Source organism: Ancylobacter moscoviensis (assembly GCF_007559435.1).
Taxonomy (GTDB): domain Bacteria; phylum Pseudomonadota; class Alphaproteobacteria; order Rhizobiales; family Xanthobacteraceae; genus Ancylobacter; species Ancylobacter moscoviensis.
Genome location: NZ_VMBP01000002.1, coordinates 561,582 through 578,821, shown reverse-complemented (window position 1 = coordinate 578,821; position 17,240 = coordinate 561,582). Strand labels below are relative to the sequence as shown.

General features: G+C 64.9%; 19 protein-coding genes and 1 pseudogene. 13 read left to right on the top strand and 7 right to left on the bottom strand.

Annotation, left to right across the window (positions count from 1 at the left end; translation table 11 throughout):
- Window positions 1-29 precede the first annotated feature (29 nt).
- From FO470_RS08840 to FO470_RS08790, 11 genes and pseudogenes are all read left to right on the top strand, one after another.
- Entirely contained in the window at window positions 30-353 is a 324-nt protein-coding gene (locus FO470_RS08840) for a DUF736 domain-containing protein (RefSeq protein WP_144342563.1), read from the top strand.
- 182 nt (window positions 354-535) lie between these two features.
- Entirely contained in the window at window positions 536-790 is a 255-nt protein-coding gene (locus tag FO470_RS08835) for a helix-turn-helix domain-containing protein (protein WP_012454944.1), read from the top strand.
- A 98-nt stretch (window positions 791-888) separates the two neighbouring features.
- The gene (locus FO470_RS08830; protein ID WP_012454945.1) at window positions 889-1,155 is read left to right on the top strand and encodes a DNA -binding domain-containing protein; all 267 of its coding nucleotides are present in this window, start codon (window positions 889-891) and stop codon (window positions 1,153-1,155) included.
- A gap of 114 nt (window positions 1,156-1,269) precedes the next feature.
- Window positions 1,270-1,578: a transcriptional regulator domain-containing protein gene (locus tag FO470_RS19670; RefSeq protein ID WP_144342562.1), complete on the top strand. Its 309-nt coding sequence runs from the start codon at window positions 1,270-1,272 to the stop codon at window positions 1,576-1,578.
- Complete coding sequence (locus tag FO470_RS08820) at window positions 1,511-2,044, top strand: DUF2285 domain-containing protein (RefSeq protein WP_144342561.1); 534 nt, start codon at window positions 1,511-1,513, stop codon at window positions 2,042-2,044. The genes FO470_RS19670 and FO470_RS08820 overlap by 68 nt, the downstream gene beginning before the upstream one ends.
- 139 nt (window positions 2,045-2,183) lie before the next feature.
- A complete protein-coding gene (locus FO470_RS08815; RefSeq protein ID WP_012454948.1) occupies window positions 2,184-2,465 on the top strand; it encodes a helix-turn-helix transcriptional regulator in 282 nt (93 codons plus the stop codon).
- A gap of 93 nt (window positions 2,466-2,558) precedes the next feature.
- Window positions 2,559-3,116, top strand: a pseudogene (locus FO470_RS08810) (TrbL/VirB6 family protein); the annotation flags it as partial.
- A gap of 2 nt (window positions 3,117-3,118) precedes the next feature.
- Window positions 3,119-3,802 (top strand): conjugal transfer protein TrbF, encoded by a 684-nt coding sequence (trbF, locus tag FO470_RS08805; RefSeq protein WP_144342560.1) that lies wholly within the window; start codon window positions 3,119-3,121, stop codon window positions 3,800-3,802.
- Window positions 3,799-4,866: a P-type conjugative transfer protein TrbG gene (gene trbG, locus FO470_RS08800; RefSeq protein WP_144342559.1), complete on the top strand. Its 1,068-nt coding sequence runs from the start codon at window positions 3,799-3,801 to the stop codon at window positions 4,864-4,866. Before trbF ends, trbG begins: the two co-directional genes overlap by 4 nt.
- Window positions 4,863-6,128: a TraB/TrbI/VirB10 family type IV secretion system protein gene (locus FO470_RS08795; RefSeq protein WP_144342558.1), complete on the top strand. Its 1,266-nt coding sequence runs from the start codon at window positions 4,863-4,865 to the stop codon at window positions 6,126-6,128. The genes trbG and FO470_RS08795 overlap by 4 nt, the downstream gene beginning before the upstream one ends.
- 1 nt (window position 6,129) lies before the next feature.
- The gene (locus tag FO470_RS08790) at window positions 6,130-6,369 is read left to right on the top strand and encodes a DUF2274 domain-containing protein (protein WP_144342557.1); all 240 of its coding nucleotides are present in this window, start codon (window positions 6,130-6,132) and stop codon (window positions 6,367-6,369) included.
- On the opposite strand, the gene FO470_RS08785 is transcribed toward FO470_RS08790, so the two are convergent.
- Together FO470_RS08785 and FO470_RS08780 are read right to left on the bottom strand one after the other, a co-directional pair.
- Entirely contained in the window at window positions 6,302-7,261 is a 960-nt protein-coding gene (locus FO470_RS08785) for a LysR family transcriptional regulator (RefSeq protein ID WP_144342556.1), read from the bottom strand. The two genes, FO470_RS08790 and FO470_RS08785, sit on opposite strands and share 68 nt — an antisense overlap.
- Window positions 7,262-7,361: 100 nt before the next feature.
- The gene (locus FO470_RS08780; RefSeq protein ID WP_246659526.1) at window positions 7,362-9,482 is read right to left on the bottom strand and encodes a helicase-related protein; all 2,121 of its coding nucleotides are present in this window, start codon (window positions 9,480-9,482) and stop codon (window positions 7,362-7,364) included.
- 14 nt (window positions 9,483-9,496) lie between these two features.
- Between FO470_RS08780 and FO470_RS08775 the strand changes: the two genes are divergently transcribed.
- Window positions 9,497-10,033, top strand: coding sequence for a Fic family protein (locus FO470_RS08775; protein WP_246659525.1), 537 nt, complete (start codon window positions 9,497-9,499; stop codon window positions 10,031-10,033).
- 209 nt (window positions 10,034-10,242) lie between these two features.
- Window positions 10,243-10,503: a helix-turn-helix transcriptional regulator gene (locus tag FO470_RS08770; RefSeq protein ID WP_144342555.1), complete on the top strand. Its 261-nt coding sequence runs from the start codon at window positions 10,243-10,245 to the stop codon at window positions 10,501-10,503.
- Here the strand turns inward: FO470_RS08770 and FO470_RS08765 are convergent.
- The 5 genes from FO470_RS08765 to guaB all read right to left on the bottom strand — a co-directional run bounded on the left by FO470_RS08765 (window position 10,481) and on the right by guaB (window position 16,994).
- Window positions 10,481-11,737, bottom strand: a complete 1,257-nt coding sequence (locus tag FO470_RS08765; RefSeq protein ID WP_128779096.1) for a tyrosine-type recombinase/integrase — start codon at window positions 11,735-11,737, stop codon at window positions 10,481-10,483. The genes FO470_RS08770 and FO470_RS08765 overlap by 23 nt on opposite strands.
- 317 nt (window positions 11,738-12,054) lie before the next feature.
- A complete protein-coding gene (gene guaA / locus FO470_RS08760; protein WP_144342554.1) occupies window positions 12,055-13,638 on the bottom strand; it encodes a glutamine-hydrolyzing GMP synthase in 1,584 nt (527 codons plus the stop codon).
- A 51-nt stretch (window positions 13,639-13,689) separates the two neighbouring features.
- A complete protein-coding gene (locus FO470_RS08755) occupies window positions 13,690-15,015 on the bottom strand; it encodes an RsmB/NOP family class I SAM-dependent RNA methyltransferase (protein ID WP_144342553.1) in 1,326 nt (441 codons plus the stop codon).
- A 10-nt stretch (window positions 15,016-15,025) separates the two neighbouring features.
- Window positions 15,026-15,457, bottom strand: a complete 432-nt coding sequence (locus FO470_RS08750; RefSeq protein WP_144342552.1) for an MAPEG family protein — start codon at window positions 15,455-15,457, stop codon at window positions 15,026-15,028.
- Window positions 15,458-15,503: 46 nt separating this feature from the next.
- Window positions 15,504-16,994: an IMP dehydrogenase gene (gene guaB, locus FO470_RS08745; RefSeq protein WP_144342551.1), complete on the bottom strand. Its 1,491-nt coding sequence runs from the start codon at window positions 16,992-16,994 to the stop codon at window positions 15,504-15,506.
- Window positions 16,995-17,240 lie beyond the last annotated feature (246 nt).

Here is a 17,240-nt window from a genome sequence, read left to right as displayed (position 1 = left end):
GGCTCGAACACGGAAACGGAGATTTGAAAATGGCGACCATCGGCACCTTCAAGAAGACCGCCTCGAACGAGTTCAGCGGCGAAATCGTCACCCTCAGCGTCCAGGCCAAGGGCGTGCGCATCGTCCCCGACCAGCGCGCCACCGGCGAAAACGCCCCCAGCCACCGGGTTCTGGTCGGCCGCGTCGAGATCGGCGCCGCCTGGTCCAAACGCTCCAACGAGGGCCGCGAATATCTCGGCCTCAAGCTCGACGATCCGAGCTTCAACGCCCCCATCTACGCCAACCTCTTCGACGACGAGGACGGCGATGGCTACTCGCTGATCTGGTCCCGCCCGACCCGCCGCGGGGACTGAACCACCGAGCAAGGCCCCGGCCGGACAGGCCGGGGCCTTTCCTCTGCTTGCGAGCGAATCGGGTACGCCGCTAAATCGGAACGGACGGACGACCAGCCATCACCCCTCTCTCGGGCACCGAGAACGACTAAAATAGTCGTAGTTCTGGCAACGGCTTATTGGGCGGTGGGAGGTGGTCATGCATGATCACCGCCCGACAATCACGGGCCGCACGCGCGTTGCTGGGATGGACACAGGAGACGCTCGCTGACCAGGCCCGCACATCGCTGACCGCACTCAAGCGCCTCGAATCCGAAAACGGCCTCGAGGTGTATGAGTCGACGCGCGATCTCGTTCGCAGGGCGCTCGAAGCAGCCGGTATTGTCCTGCTCTCGACCGACAAGGGCGAAGGTGTCTTGCTGCTCCACGATCGGAAGCATCTACCAGCAAAACGCTAGCAGCCTGCCGATCTCAAGTCGGCGCCGTCCGTGGTCCTGTCGTCGGAATTTCCAGCGACCGTGTTAACGAAAGTCCGTCGAGCGATTATAGTCGCCCTATGGATCAACCGACGCCGCCATTCCTCGACGAGCCGCCCGTCAGCCAGACGCTCACGGCCTATGACCGCGAGCATATGGCCCTCTATCTGCGTTTGCTGGACTCGGCGCGCGATGGCGCCGACTGGCGAGAGGCCGTCCAGATCCTTTTCGGCCTCGACCCCGCTCGCGATCCGCTGCGCAGCCGCCATGTCCACGACACGCATCTCGCGCGGGCACGCTGGATGACGGAACACGGCTATCGCGAATTGATCCCCTCGACACACTGATCGCCGTGATGCCGCTCGGGCATCGCCCATTGCCGACCGCCCAGCTTCCGCAGTGCAGCTCCGTCAGGAATCCTCTCCTCCCCAATAAGCTCAAAATGCCAAGGGAGGATCGCTATGGCACCCGACGCATCCGGCTGGCGCTCGTCCACGGCCTATGAGCATGTCGACGATTTGAGCGCCTCCGATCTCGCCTGGGAGTGGCTCCGCCGCAATGATGCTTATGGCGAGGATTTCCAGGAACTGAGTGACCGAAAGGCAGATCCCCACGCGCTGACTGAAAAGATCCGGCAGCGATGGAGGTTGCGATTTCCCGGTAAGCCCTCTGGAACCACCTCCCAAAGCCTGCATCATCTGGATGCCCGCGGAAGATACGAGCGCCATCTTTCTGGGGCCGGCTCCTTCAGGGCTCTCCCCCGACGCTGACCTGCAATCAACGCTCAATGCCGCCTCCCGCATCGGTGATGATGACGAAGACGTCCTTCTCTACGATCTCGGCAATGGCCAGCGTGTCCAGATCGACCGTGGGACGACCGCGCCGATTGGCAAACCGCTCGCCGCTATAATCCCCCTCAACAGTGAGGGGTTCGACCGGCTCGAAGCCGTCAGTCGCCTGCTCGCGTCCCTTCACGGTAGGGCCATCCCTCCCGACACGCGGCTGACGGCGCAACAGCGCATGCGATCACGCAGGATGCTGCAATGCTTCGACGGCCATCGCGACGGAGCAACGCAGCAAGAGATCGCGCAGGTCGTGTTCCATACCAACCCGCTCGATCGCCATGAATGGCAGGAGTCCTCGGCCCGCCATTCCGTCAAATCGCTGCTCCGAGACGCTCGCGCCATGATCGCCGGCGGCTATCGCGCGCTGCTGCGCCATCGCAGACAGAGCTGATCGCACCCACACAATGCCTGGTGGGCGATTTTAGGCCCCCCTGATTTCACCCTGCATTTCGCCGGTCCCCCTTCGCCATCGTGGCCTTCGTTCGCCGCTGATCTCCAGCGGCCCTCACGAACCCCACGGAGGCCCTCGCATGCGACCCGATCTCGCCGTTCTCCCGCCGCGCTTCCTACGCACCAAGGAGGCTGCCGAGTTTCTCAGTCTTTCCGCCCGCACTCTCGAAAAGCACCGGACTTACGGCACCGGTCCGGCCTATCGGAAGCTCGGTGGCCGTGTCGTCTATGCCGTCGACGATCTCGAAGCCTGGGCCGCACGCGGCGCCGTCACCTCGACCTCCGATCCTCGCGGCTCGATCCTCCCCGCCAAGCGTCACACGCCGGCGCCTCCGGCCCATGCCGGCCGATACGCACGCTGATCGCTGGCGAAACCCCGAGTGGCGGTGCGGCAACAATCCCGATCGGAGCGCGGACAGCTCGACCTGTTTCGAGCGCTCCCTGGCGAGTTCGCTGGCCCGCAACTCGGTGCGGGCGCCGCCATCGGAACTGGCCTTGCCGCCGGCGGCATGGTCGCGGCCGGCGCAGCGACCGCTGGCGCCGTCGTCTCCGGTGGCGCCGCCCTTGCTGGCGGCGCGGCCGCCGCCGCCCGTGGCGGGGCGACACTCGCAGGCGGTGCGACCAGCGCCTACAGCCTTGGCGCGGCCGGGCAATCAGGCGCGTCTGCCGTCGCCTCTGGTCTCGGCAATGTCGCCAGCACGGGCGCGAAGGCAGCCGTCTCGCCGCTGAAGCGCGCCGCTGGTCGTGCTGCCGATAGCCTGAAGCAGAGCTACCGGACCGGCAGCCAGGCCGCGACAGAGATCGCCACTGGCGCATCCGGCGCAACGGCGAGCGAAACCGCCGCTGGAGCCGCCTCACCGGCATCATCCGCCACCGACGGTCCACCGGCCTGGGCGAAGCGCATGAAGCGCTCACAGCAACTCACGCACGGCGTTCAGGCCGCCGCTCACGCCGTTCGCAGCGGCGACAGCCACGGCGGCGGCTCCTCCGTCAACCTTTCCGGAAGCGACTGACCATGTTCAAACGACCAGCCACCCACTACGGCAAATCTCCACAGCCCGAGACGCCCTATCAACGCGCCGCGCAGGTTTGGGACGACCGCATCGGCTCCGCCCGCGTGCAAGCCCGCAACTGGCGCTTCATGGCATTCGGCTCGCTGGCTCTATCCATGGGCCTTTCCGCCGCGCTGGTCTGGCAATCCACCAATGGCTCGATCGTGCCCTGGGTGGTGCAGGTCGATCGGCTCGGCCAGGCCCAAGCCGTCGCGCCGGCGACCGCCGACTATCAGCCGAACGACCCGCAGATCGCCTTCTACCTCGCGCGCTTCATCGAGCAGGTCCGCTCGATCCCGGCCGATGCGATCATCGTGCGGCAGAACTGGCTGCGCGCTTACGACTTCACCACCCAGGCCGGGGCTCTGGCGCTGAGCGACTATGCCCGCGCCAACGATCCCTTCGCCAAGGTTGGCAAACAGCAGGTCGCGGTGGAGGTCTCGTCGGTCATTCGCGCCTCGCCGTCGAGCTTCCGCATCGCCTGGATCGAGCGCCGCTATCAGGACGGTGCTCTCGCCTCCACCGAACGCTGGTCCGCCATCCTCACCGTCACCGTTCAGCCGCCGCGCGACGCCGACACGCTGAGAAAGAACCCGCTCGGCATCTACGTCAACGCCATCAACTGGTCGAAGGAGCTCGGACAATGACGCCAGCACTCCGAAAAGCCGCCCCCTGGAGTGCAGGGCGTCCGGCTTTCCTCATCCACGCCATTCCGGTTTTCCGTAAGGCCGGAATGCCGCTTCTGCTGCTCGGCGCATCGGCGCTCGCCGGGTGCGCCACGCATACACCGCCGCCGGAGATCTCCTACGACAATGCGGCGCCGGCCGTGCAGGCCGCCGATCCGCCCAAACCCGTGCAGGTCGTGGAACTGCCGAAGCCATTGCCACTTCCCGGCCAGTTGAAGCCGGTTGGCAGGGACGGCAAACCCGAACCGGAAGCCGCCGACCCGACGGTCCGCGTCAACCAGGCCAACGCCGCCGCGCGTGTCCAGCCCGTCCGCAATGGCTTCATCAACTCGATGCAGGTCTATCCCTTCGTCGATGGCGCGCTCTATCAGGTCTACGCCTCACCGGGACAGATCACCGACATCGCCCTCCAGCCCGGCGAGCAGCTCGTCGGTTCCGGCCCCGTCGCCGCCGGCGACACCGTGCGCTGGATCATCGGTGACACCGAGAGCGGCGCCGGCGCCGGCAAGCAGATCCATATTCTTGTGAAGCCAACGCGGGCCGAGTTGCTGACCAACCTCGTCATCAACACCGACCGCCGCACCTACCATATGGAACTGCGCTCGACGCCTTCGACCTATATGGCGTCTGTTTCCTGGCAATATCCGCAAGATCAGCTCATCGCGCTGCGCCGCCAGAACAGTCAGGCCGAGGCTGCGCAGCCCGTCTCCGATGGCATCGACCTCGCGCGCGTGAACTTCCGCTACGATGTGACAGGCGATCGTGCGCCGTGGCGACCGCTGCGCGCCTTCGACGATGGCCGACAGGTCTTCATCGAGTTTCCGCGCGGCATCGGCCAGGGCGAGATGCCGCCGCTGTTCGTGGTCGGTCCGGAAGGCGACACCTCCGAACTGGTGAACTATCGGGTGCGCGGCAACTACATGATCGTGGACCGGCTGTTCGCCGCCGCCGAACTGCGCTTCGGTGCGGGCAAAAATCAGAAGCGGGTCCGCGTCGTCCGCACCGATGGGAGGCCGGCATCGTGAGCGACGAACGCGATCCGGAGAACGAGGCCGATCGGAAGCCCGATGAGGCGCCGCAGCCAGAGGCGGTCGACGAGAATGACGGCCAGCCGCTTACGGGTGAGCCGGTCGCGCCGATGCGGCTGCGCCCCGAACCGCCGCGCGTCACCCGCCTGTCACGCAAGGTGCTGGCGGGCCTCGGCCTGGCAGCGAGCCTGGGCGTCGGTGGCGCACTGGTCTATGCGCTCCAGACCCGGAACGGCGGCAATCAGGGGCAGGAACTCTATTCCACCGACAACCGCTCGACGCCTGACGGACTGGCGGGTCTGCCGAAGGACTATACCGGCGTGCCCAAACTCGGCCCACCGCTCCCCGGAGATCTCGGCCGCCCTATCCTCAACGCACAGAACGGCGGGCCATCCGTTTCGACACCGGGAGGTACTGCTCCCGCGCCAGCCGGCCCCAGCCCGGAGGAGCAACGTCGGACGCAGGAACTGGAGGCGGCTCGCACCGCGCGCCTGTTCGCGTCCACGGAGACGCGGCCTGCCAATACCGCGACGGCCGCACAGCCCTCCGCGACGGCTGCCCCCGCAACCGATCTCGCCAGCCTCGGTCTCGCACCGCAGCCAGCCACACCGTCGGCGCAGGATCGGCAGCTCGCCTTCCTCAACCAGACGCCCGACAAGCGCACCGTCTCGCCCGATCGGGTCGTAGCGCCCGCCTCGGGCAATGTCCTTCAGGCCGGAGCGGTGATTTCCGCCGCGCTCATCACCGGCATCCGCTCCGATCTTCCTGGACAGATCACCGCGCAGGTGACGGAAAACGTCTATGACAGCCCCACGGGCAAGATTCTGCTCGTGCCCCAAGGCACCCGCGTCATCGGGCAATATGATAGCGGCGTCGGCTTCGGCCAGCGGCGTGTGCTGCTCGTCTGGAACCGGATGACCTTTCCGAACGGCCGCTCGATCACCCTCGAGCGCCAGCCTGGCGCGGACGCCGAAGGCTATGCCGGGCTAGAGGATGGCGTCGATTACCATTGGGGCGAGTTGTTCAAGGCCGCGGTGCTCTCGACGCTGCTCAGCGTCGGCGCCGAGGCCGGCTCATCAGGACAGGAAAGCGACATCGCCCGCGCGTTGCGCAATGGTGCGTCCAACAGCGTCAACCAGACCGGTCAGCAGATCGTGCAACGCCAGCTCAACATCGCACCAACGCTCACCATCCGTCCGGGCTTCCCCGTCCGCGTCATCGTCACGCGCGATCTCGTGCTCGAACCCTACGGAGGCTGACATGGCGAAGCTGAAACTCGGCCCGATCGCCGACGACAAGCCGGTCAAGATCTCGCTGGAACTGCCCGCCAGTCTTCACCGCGATCTCACCGCCTACGCGGAGATTCTCGGCCGCGAGTCGGGTCAGCCGGCGACCGATCCGGTGCGCCTGATCGTTCCCATGCTGGAGCGATTCATGGCGACAGATCGAGGCTTCGCGAAGGCAAAGCAGGCGGGCTCATCGCCGCGCCCGCCTGCCTGATGGCCGGCCGATAGGTGCGCGCCAGCATCCGGGCGAGGCTCAGAAACCTGCGGCACGCCGGATTGTCGTTCTTACGCGACCATATCGCGCTGAACGGCAGGACTTCATCGACGATCGGGCGATAGGCGATGCCGGGAAACCGCGCACCTGTCGCGGCCTCGCTGACCACCGTAAGTCCGCGCCCTATGGCCACCATCGACAACAGGACGTCCCTCCCGACATATTGGGGGTGGATATTCGGATGGCGGCCAAGATCGGCCAGGCGCTGAATCAGATAGTCGCGGATCTCCGGCCCCGGCGCCGCATCGCTGACGATGAATCTTTCGCCGGAGAGATCGTGCCAGCGAAGCGTCTGCTTCTCCGTAAAGCGGTGTTCTGTCGGCAGGACGGCGAAGACACCTTCCGACCAAAGCTGTTCGGTTTCGCAGCCGGGCCAATCGCCTGTACCGGTGATGAGCGCCACATCGAGCTGGAGCTGCCGGATAGCGGCCACATGGACCTCTGGGTTGCCCTCGATCAGCTCGACCGCCACCTGCGGGTATCTTTCAGCGAACGTCTTCAGCAATTCGAACATGAAGCCCGACGCCAGCGATGAGAAGATGCCGATCTTGACGATGCCGTCCTCGGATCGGCCGATCGCGGCGACGTCGCTGATGCCATCTTCGATCTGTTGAAGAGCGATGCGGGCGCGCCGAATGAAACGCTGCCCCGCCACCGTAAGAGAAACCCCGCCAGAATGGCGGTGAAACAGGGAAGCGCCGAGCCGATCCTCAAGATCGCGGATGCGCCGACTTACCGCGGACTCCTCAATATTCAGAAGCATCGCGGCCTTGCGAAGGCTACCTTGTTCTGAGGCGGCGACAAAATATCGGATATGACGCAACTCGATCATAATGGAGACACCCTTCTCCAGTTTTCGAGCCGCAAATTGGATCACGTCGATTGTACGATTATGAAGCCAAGCAGCTTCACACTTCTTGATATATTAATTTTTACACGCCACTCGCGATCTCAACGTATCCTATTAACTCGGCCGAATAGCTGCCGTCGCCGTTTGCAGCCCCCTTGTGTTTCAGTTCACGCTGCAAAGTCGGCTCGACGGCTTGCGCGAAAAAATCCGCTCGCTGCTCCGGTTGGAAAGTTGGTGGGGCCGCCGGCGCATGTAGATATTTCTCGCACGCCCGCTCAACCGCTGGGATGCGCACGCCGTCCTGGTTGACGGCAATGGGCTGCACCACCACGCGACGCTCACCGTTGCCAGCGGACGTCTCCACCATCCACAGAGATAGCAGCACCGGCCCTTCAACATCACCGGACACGGCAATGCCGATTTCCTCTGGAGCCACACTACGCCAACGCCCCAACTCCTCCTGCACCAGCGGGTGGTCCAGACCCATCAGTTGCAGCTCATCCTGATTTGTTGCCGCCTCACGATTCAAGGTGAAGCGCGCGCGACGATTGCCCTCAGAAGTGACGAGATCGTATGTGGTGTCGTCCACCTTCACCAGCTTCTGCTGGCGGTCCACGACCGCCGCCGCGAAGAAACGCACTAGTCGATCCAGACTGGACGAGACATCCGAAAACGGCTTGTAGTCATCCAAACTGAATCCATCGAGATCTTGGAAAAGATCGAAGACAACCTGCCGAGCTTCACGAGAGTTAGAGAGCGCTGCCTCCAATTCTACTTGGGTGCGCTTTAGCTCAGGATCAGACAGCGCCTCTTGGTACAGGCGGTCATAATTTAACCGTTCGGACAACTGCCCAAGAATCTGCGCCCGCAAATCTTCCGCAACATTGCCCTGCTCGTCGACTTTGCCCACTGTCCGGGCGATTTCGGTCAACTTCTCATCCAGCAACAGGAAGATACGCCCCTCGATAGTGTCCGAGAGAACAAGGTTATAAACCTGCGCGGTGTGGCTCTGGCCGTAGCGGTGGATGCGCCCGATGCGCTGCTCCATATCCATCGGGTTCCACGGCAGATCGAAGTTAAACAGGATACGCGCAAATTGCAGGTTGATGCCTTCGCGGCCCGCCGCTGTGCAAACCAACACGCGAGGCCCGTCCTTCTGTCGGAAGCGACGTTCCGCCGCCACCTTGGCCCCGTGATCCCCGCCGCGCAACACCACCACGCCCTGACCGGGGAAGGTTTGCTCAATCTCGCGGGCGATCATGTCCACCGTGCCGAGATAGGTGGCGAAGATCACGATCTTCTCGTTCTGGTTCTGCCGCCAAAGCGTCCCCAAACCATCGAGCAGCTTCTGCATTTTGGTCTCGCGCTGAGGCGGAAACGCACCCAGCAGATCGCCGATACGCAAGCGCTCTTCTGGCAAGTGCAGATTGACGACCGCAGAGGCAGCTTCTTCCGCATGTGAGGCCGAATACTCGCTGTCGTAGGGGTCGGAGGCCATCTCCAGGGCCTCTTCATCCAGCTTCTTGACTAGCCGGTATTTCAAGTCGGCCAGCACACGATCCACCTCGCTGCGCCCGATGCTATCGCGCGGCAAATCGAATTCCTGGTGGATCAGTTCGCGCGCTTCCTCAGTCAGCCGTTCCCGCCCCTCGATGTCCAATTCCTTGTCGCGCAGCAGCGCCTCATGCAGGGTCAGCATCAACAAGCGGCGCTTGAGCGTTCGGCGCACGGCCGCGAAACTCGATGCGGCGATCTTCTGAAAGATCGCCATCAGGAAGCCCAGCGCGCGCCCTTGGTTGCCCTGACGACGCGCGAGATCGAAGCCGTCCTCCAGATACTCGCGCAGCTTTTCGTAAAACAGCCGCTCTTCCTGCGCCATGATGAAGGATTCGGTGTGAACCCAACGCCGTGCGAACAACGGCGAGCCATCTGGCTGGCAAGCATCAGCTTTGGTGCGGCGGAACATCACCGTGTTGAGCCGGTGGCGATTATCCACCATCTCCTCGGGACTGCGGAACAACGTCGGATTCAGCAACTGCGCCAGCATCCAGAACTGAAAATGGTTCCCCTGGTGCGGCGTGGCGGAGAGGAGGAGAAGATCGCGCGAATGATCCTTGAGCGCCTCCGCCAGCTTGTAGTTCTCCGTTTTCCGTACCTTGCCCCCGGTACGGTAGGCGGTCAGATGGTGCGCTTCATCGAACACCACCAAATCCCATCGTGGCGCATGGCGACAGCCATCGCGCGATCAAGCAGCTCATGCGCCAGACCGAGGCGAGTGAGAGGACCGTCAAGCATTGGCTCTCAGGGCAACACGGGCCGGATACGGTCTATTTCCTCCGTCTCGTGGTTTCGTCGCCGGTCATCAGGGCCTTCGTTCTCGGCCTGATCGAAGGACCTGCGGCAACCCCGCTGACAGATCCGGTGGATCGCATTTCGCTCGCAAGAGCCCGGGAAGCCTATGTGGCCGGCGAGGCCGCTGGCGGAAGGCCAGCAACAGGCGCGCAACTTAATGACCCTGATCGTGTCCCTGAACGCGACCCTATAAATGTCCCTGATCGGGCGGAACTCAACGAGCGACAACGCTGGTTCCTGGACCGAGTCGCGGACGGCCGGTGCGGCGCCAACGAGATCGTGGCGGCCTGGACGGTGAGCCTGAAAACCGCGCGCCGGGACATCGCCATCCTCAAAGCAGCGGACCTCATCAGCTATATCGGATCGCGGCGGAAGGGACGGTATCGTAGGACGCCAGGATAGCAGGAGCCGCATTCAGGGACGGTTGCTGGACGACTGCCAGGAAGAGATGCTGTCGCCGTGCTCCTCGGGCTTGTCCGATTTGCACGCCACAGCACGACGCGCTGCTACGCCCGAATATTCGAGCTTCCATTCAGCATCATCTATCGCCTTCTATCCGCTTAGAGAGGCGACCGAAGGAATTTGGCATGAGGCAGCAAGTCGAGCCCACCATGAAGCGCACCATCCGGCGGCATCAACTCCGGGAAATGGTCCCTCTCGCCGACACCACGATCTATGACATGGAACAGCGCGGCGAATTTCCCCAGCGCTTCTATCTCACGTCCCGCTGCGTGGTCTGGGATCTAACCGAGGTCGAAGCCTGGTTGGACGAACGGCGCCGAGCTTCACGCGCCAAGGCGGTGAAGCGTGCGCCCATTCCGGACGTCCAGCTCCGCAAGACCCGCCCCATCAAACATCCGGCTCGGGCGTAAGCAGGTCCATCGTCGGCGGATAGAGGGTCGGCGTGTATTTTTGGCCGGCAACCCAGGCGTCCACCAGGTTGGACCATTCCTGCATCATATGCCGGCGCTGATGCTCGTATTCCGCCTTGTTGTAGATGCCCCGTGAGGATCGCCCGTCCTCATGCGCCAGACACTTCTCGATCCAGTCGCTGTTGAAGCCCAACTCGTTCAACAGGGTCGAGCCGGTGCGTCGGAGATCGTGAACCGTAAAGGACTCCAGCGGCAGCCCTTCCTTCTTGGCTCGCTCCACCACCGCCGTCGTGATCCGGTTGAACGTCGCCCGCGACATGGGCGCGTCGGCGTCGTAGCGCGACGGCAGGACGTATTTGGAATTGCCGGCGCAGGTCTTGAGAGCGATGAAAATGTCGAGCATCTGCTGAGACAGATAGACGTTGTGCGCTTTCGAGCGCTTCATCCGCTCCTTGGGAATCGACCAGACGGCGTTCTCGAAATCGACTTCATCCCAAACCGCGTCCTGCAATTCGCTCTTTCGTACCATCGACAGCAGGATCAGCTTTATCCCGAGCCGGATCGTCGGCAGCGTCGCCACATGCTCGATCTGGCTGAGCATGATGCGGATCTCCGCCGGAGACAGGGATCGGTCCTTCGGCACGAAGGTCGCGATCGACGCCGGGCCAACTTCGTCGGCCGGGTTAGCGACCTTCTCGCCATGCAGAATGGCGAAGGCGAAGACCAGCTTCACGATGTCCCTGACGTGGACCGCCGTTGCCGGAGCTCCACGCTCCTTCACCTTCGCACACAGCCCGCGCAGATCCTCCGGCAGGATCTCCGGCAGCAGCCGGTTGCGAAACGCCGGAAGAATGTCGCGCTCGAAGATTGATCGACGCATGGCGCGCGTGCTGTCCGCCATTCGCGCTTCCTGAAGCCAGCGCTCACCGAACTGGCCAAAGCTCTTCGCCTCCTGGAGGCGACGCTTCTCGCGCTGCTTTTCCTGCGCCGGCGAGCGGCCCTCCGAAATGGCGCGTCGAGCATCGACCACCTTCTCACGCGCCCGAGCCAGGGAGAGCCCAGCGGGACCGTAGCGCCCCAGCGTCAACGTCTCCCGGCGGCCGTTCAGTCGGTAGTCCAGGCGGAAGACGATCGCGCCCGAGGGCTGGACCACGACATACATACCGTCACGGTCCACGATCTTGTATAATTTCTCTTTCGGTTTCAGGGCCTTAATGGCGGCGTCGGTCAACATCCACACCCTCCAGATTGGTCAAAATATGCCGGAGAGCGCCCAATTATACCGTCAGGCCAAAAACGGCCCTTCTGATTGGTATTTTCTCTGCGTTTACAGAGCATTACGTCAAAAACTATACCGTCAGAAGCTCTCTTAGCCCTGACGGTATATGCGATTTTCGGATGAGACAAGATGCGCCATACCGTCAGCCATACCGTCATTCCGGAGGCTAACCCAGCGATAGATGCCGAAAGATTCCGAGATATTTACTTATATATTTCAGTCACTTATGTCGCATCGTGGCGTATTTTTGGATACGCTCGGATGGGCAAAAATCATTCCCACTCGATGGTCCCCGGTGGCTTGCTTGTCACATCGTAGACCACGCGGTTGACGCCCTTCACCTCGTTGACGATGCGCGTCGCGACGCGGCCGAGGAAGGCCATGTCGAAGGGGTAGAAGTCCGCCGTCATGCCGTCGACCGAGGTCACGGCACGCAGGCCGACCACGTAGTCATAGGTGCGGTAGTCGCCCATCACGCCCACGGTCTTCACCGGGAGGATCACCGCGAAGGCCTGCCAGATCTCGTCATAGAGCCCGTGGCGGCGGATTTCTTCGAGGTAGATCTCGTCCGCGAGGCGCAGGATGTCGAGCTTCTCGCGGGTGATCTCGCCGGGGCAGCGGATCGCCAGGCCGGGGCCGGGGAAGGGATGACGACCGACGAAGATCTCCGGCAGGCCGAGCTCGCGGCCGAGCGCGCGCACCTCGTCCTTGAAGAGCTCGCGCAGCGGCTCGACGAGCTTCATGTTCATGCGCTCGGGCAGCCCGCCGACATTGTGGTGGCTCTTGATCGTCACCGACGGGCCGCCGGTGAAGCTGACGCTCTCGATGACGTCCGGATAGAGCGTGCCCTGGGCGAGGAAGGCGGCGCCGCCGATCTTCCTCGCCTCCTCCTCGAACACGTCGATGAAGAGCTTGCCGATGGTCTTGCGCTTCACTTCCGGGTCGGTGACGCCTTCCAGCGCGCCGAGGAACATCTCGGAAGCGTCCACATGGACCAGCGGAATGTTGTAGGCGTCGCGGAAGAGCGTCACTACCTTCTCCGCCTCGCCGAGGCGCAGCAGGCCGTGATCGACGAAGACGCAGGTGAGCTGGTCGCCGATCGCCTCGTGGATCAGCACGGCGGCGACGGAGGAATCCACGCCGCCCGACAGGCCGCAGATGACCTTTTCGCTGCCCACCTGCTCGCGGATGCGGCGGATGGATTCCTCGCGATAGGCCTTCATGCCCCAGTCGCCGCGCGCGCCGGAAATCCTGCGCACGAAATTGCGGATCAGCGCGGCGCCGTGCGGGGTGTGCACCACTTCGGGGTGGAACATGGTGGTGTAGATGCGCCGCTTCTCGTTCACCGCGATGGCGAAGGGCGCATTCTCGGAGGTGGCGACCACCTCGAAGCCCTCCGGCAGCCGTGTCACGCGGTCGCCGTGGCTCATCCACACCGGATAGCGCCCGCCGATCTCCCACACGCCGTCGTAAAGCGCGCTCGGCTTGTTCACCGTCACTTCGGCGCGGCCGAATTCGGCGGCGTGGCCGCCCTCCACCTCGCCGCCGAGCTGCAGGGCCGCCGTCTGCTGCCCGTAGCAGATGGCGAAGATCGGCACGCCGGCGTCGAACGCCTCCTGCGGCGCGCGCGGGCTGTTCTCGTCCTTCACCGAGGCCGGGCCGCCGGAGAAGATGATCCCCACCGGCTTCAGCCGGCGCACCGCTTCCGCCGCGCTCTGGAACGGCACGATCTCCGAATAGACCCCCTCCTCGCGCACGCGGCGGGCGATGAGCTGCGTGACCTGCGAGCCGAAGTCGATGATGAGGATCGTGTCGTGATGGGCGGGAGCGTCGGTGGCGGAAAGGGTATCGGTCATGTGCGGCTCTATGATCTTGCGGCGGCGGGATCGGTTCGGTTCATACCCGGCTCAGGCGTCGCGCACCATCAGGCTGACGAAGAATCCATCGGTGGAGGTGCGGCGCGGCGACAGCAGGAGGCCCTCGGGCCGGTCGAGCGCGGCTTCCCGCAGCGCCATGCCCCGCTCGCCGAGCGCCAGCACGGCTTCGGCCGGGGGAACGACGCGGAAGCCCGGATGACGCTCCAGGAAGGCGCGGACCTGCCCGACATTCTCCTCGTCGAGCAGCGAGCAGGTAACATAGGCGAGACGCCCGCCGGGCTTCACGAAGCGTACGGCGGCGTCGAGGATTTCCGCCTGCTCCTTCACCCGCTCGACCAGCGCGCCGGGACGCATGCGCCATTTGGCGTCCGGGTTGCGGCGCCAGGTGCCGGTGCCGGTGCAGGGGGCGTCGACCAGCACGAGGTCCATGCGGCCGTTGAGATCCTCCAGCACGTCCTCGCGGCCGGGACCGCGCCCCCTGGGCGAACGCACCTGAACATTGTGCGCGCCCGCACGCTGGACGCGCTCGTGGATCGGCGCGAGGCGGCGCAGGTCGTCGTCATAGGCGTAGAGCTGGCCGGCGCCGTCCATCAGCGCGGCGAGTTCGAGCGTCTTGCCACCGCCGCCCGCGCACAGGTCCAGCACCTGTCCACCGCGCGGCGGGGCGGCGAGGATGGCGGCGATCTGCGAGCCCTCGTCCTGTATCTCGACCAGCCCCTTGAGATAGGCCGGCTCGGCGGTCAGCGGCGGCGCCTTGCCGTCGGCCTCCAGCGCGATGCGCAGCGCCAGCGGCGACCAGTTGCCCGCCCCCGGATGGAGATGGGCGAGCTGGCGCGCGGCCTTGTCGACGCCGCCTTTCAGCGTGTTGACGCGCAGGTCCAGCGGCGCGCGCTCGGCCAGCGCCGCCCCCTCCGCCGCCCGCGCCTCACCGAACACCGCGGCCAGCGGCGCGTCGAGCCATTCGGGATAGTCGCCACGCACATGGGCGGGCGCGTCATCGAGCGACGCGGCGGCAAGACGCGCCCTCTCATCCGCGTTCAGCGGCTCGGGGGCGAAGCGTGCACCGTCGCACAGGGCGGCGATGGCCTCGACGTCGAGGCCACGAGCCAGCCGCAGCGTGCCGAGCAGCAGGGCGCGCGGGCTCTCCTCGCCTACGCGCTCGCCCATGATCCAGGCGGCGGAAGCCCGGCGGCGAAGCGCGTCATAGACCAGCGAGGACAGCGCCGCCCGATCGCCGGAACCGGCGAAGCGATGGCTGCGCCCCCAGTCCTTCAGCACATCGGCGGCCGGACGGCGTTCGGCAAGAAGGGTGCCGATAACCTCGATGGCGGCGGAAAGCCTGGCAGCCGGCGTCATTTCTTCTCCGTCAAAGCAGCGCCGGCGCGAACAAGATCGCCAGTGCGAAAATCACCCACATGATGAGCAGCACGATCGCCCCGATGGCGAAGGCGGCGAAGCGCCACGCCACGTCATTGACCGTCACGTGAACCAGCGCGTGGGCGGCGCGGCTCAGCACGAACAGCCAGGAGAGCAGGACGAACAGCCCGTCCGCCTGCCGGGTCAGCAGCGCGAGCGCAACCAGCACGTAGAACAGCACCGGCAGCTCGAACTGGTTGCGGAAGCAGTTGCCCGCCTGCCGCGCCCTCGGCGGCCACGCCGTCTCGTCGATGGCGACCCGCTCGCGCGCGACGCCGCCTTCCCGGATCGCCGCCAGCCGCGCCAGCCCGAGCCGGATCAGCACCACGAAGGTGAGTGCGACCTGGGCCAGGACGGGCAGCAGGATGGCGGTGACGGTCACGGCGCTGGAAATCCTCCTCGGGCGGCCGGCGGCAACGGACGGGACCTCAGGCCCCGTTGGGATAGTTCGGGCTCTCGCGGGTGATGATCACGTCATGGACGTGGCTCTCGCGCAGCGAGGCGCCGGAGATGCGCACGAACTGCGCCTTCTCGCGGAATTCGCCGAGATTGGCGCCGCCGACATAGCCCATGGCGGCGCGAAGGCCGCCGGCCAGCTGGTGCAGCACGCCGCCCACCGGGCCCTTATAGGCCACCTGTCCCTCGATGCCTTCCGGCACGAGCTTCAGCGTGTCCTTCACCTCGGCCTGGAAGTAGCGGTCGGCCGAGCCGCGCGCCATCGCCCCCACCGAGCCCATGCCGCGATAGGACTTATAGGAGCGGCCCTGATAGAGGTAGACCTCGCCGGGGCTCTCGTCCGTGCCGGCGAGCAGCGAGCCGATCATGGCGCAATCCGCTCCAGCGGCGAGCGCCTTGGCGAGATCGCCGGAATATTTGATGCCGCCATCGGCGATCACCGGCGTGTCGTTCTTCTTCGCGACCTCGACGGCGTCGAGGATGGCGGTGAGCTGGGGCACGCCGACGCCCGCCACGATGCGGGTGGTGCAGATCGAGCCCGGCCCGATGCCGACCTTCACCGCATCCGCGCCCGCGTCGATCAGCGCCTGCGCGCCCTCGCCCGTCGCGATGTTGCCGGCGAGGATCTGCACCTTGTTGGAGAGCTGCTTGATGCGGCTGACCTGATCGAGAACCTTGCGCGAATGACCGTGCGCGGTATCGACCACCACGAGATCGACGCCCGCCTCGACCAGCAGCTCGGCCCGGCGGAAGCCGTCATCGCCGACGCTGGTCGCCGCGGCGACGCGCAGGCGGCCCTGCTCGTCCTTGGCGGCGTTCGGGTTGGTGACCGCCTTTTCCATGTCCTTCACGGTGATGAGGCCGACGCAGCGCCCCTCATCGTCCACCACGAGCAGCTTCTCGATGCGGAACTGGTGCAGCAGCCGCTTGGCCTCGGCCTGCTCGACGCCTTCGCGCACCGTGATCAGCCGCTCCTTGGTCATCAGCTCGGAAACCGGCTGCAACGGGTTGTTGGCGAAGCGCACGTCGCGGTTGGTGAGGATGCCGACCAGCTTGCCGGAACGCCCGTTCGGCCCGCGCTCGACCACCGGAATGCCGGAGATGCCATGGCTCTTCATCAGCGCCAGCGCATCGGCCAGCGTCTGGTCGGGATGGATGGTGACCGGGTTCACGATCATTCCCGATTCGAACTTCTTCACCATCCGCACATGCTCGGCCTGCACTTCAGGGTCGAGGTTGCGGTGGATGACGCCGAGGCCGCCGGCCTGCGCCATCGCAATGGCGAGCCGCCATTCGGTGACGGTGTCCATGGCGGAGGAAATGATCGGAATGTTCAGCGAGATCGAGCGCGTCACCCGCGAGCGGATGTCGACCTGACCCGGCATGACATCGGACAGGCCCGGCTTGAGGAGCACGTCGTCAAAGGTGAGCGCTTCCCGCGCGAGGCCGTCGTAAACCGACATCGCCAACTCCCGATTAGGGGCAACCGACGCGCCGAAGGTCGCGTCCGCCCGTTGGATGGATGATCGAGGGGAGACGGGTTGCTGAACGCCGCCACCTTCGAGTTGGCGAGGGCTCATACCATGGGCCGACACGCTTTCCTAGGCATCTATCTCTGTGTTCCGCGCAATGCGGCTGCGCGCCCGCGGCGCCGCTGCGTCACCTGAAGGTGATGACGCATATGTGCGTGCGAATTGGTTCCCCGGTCG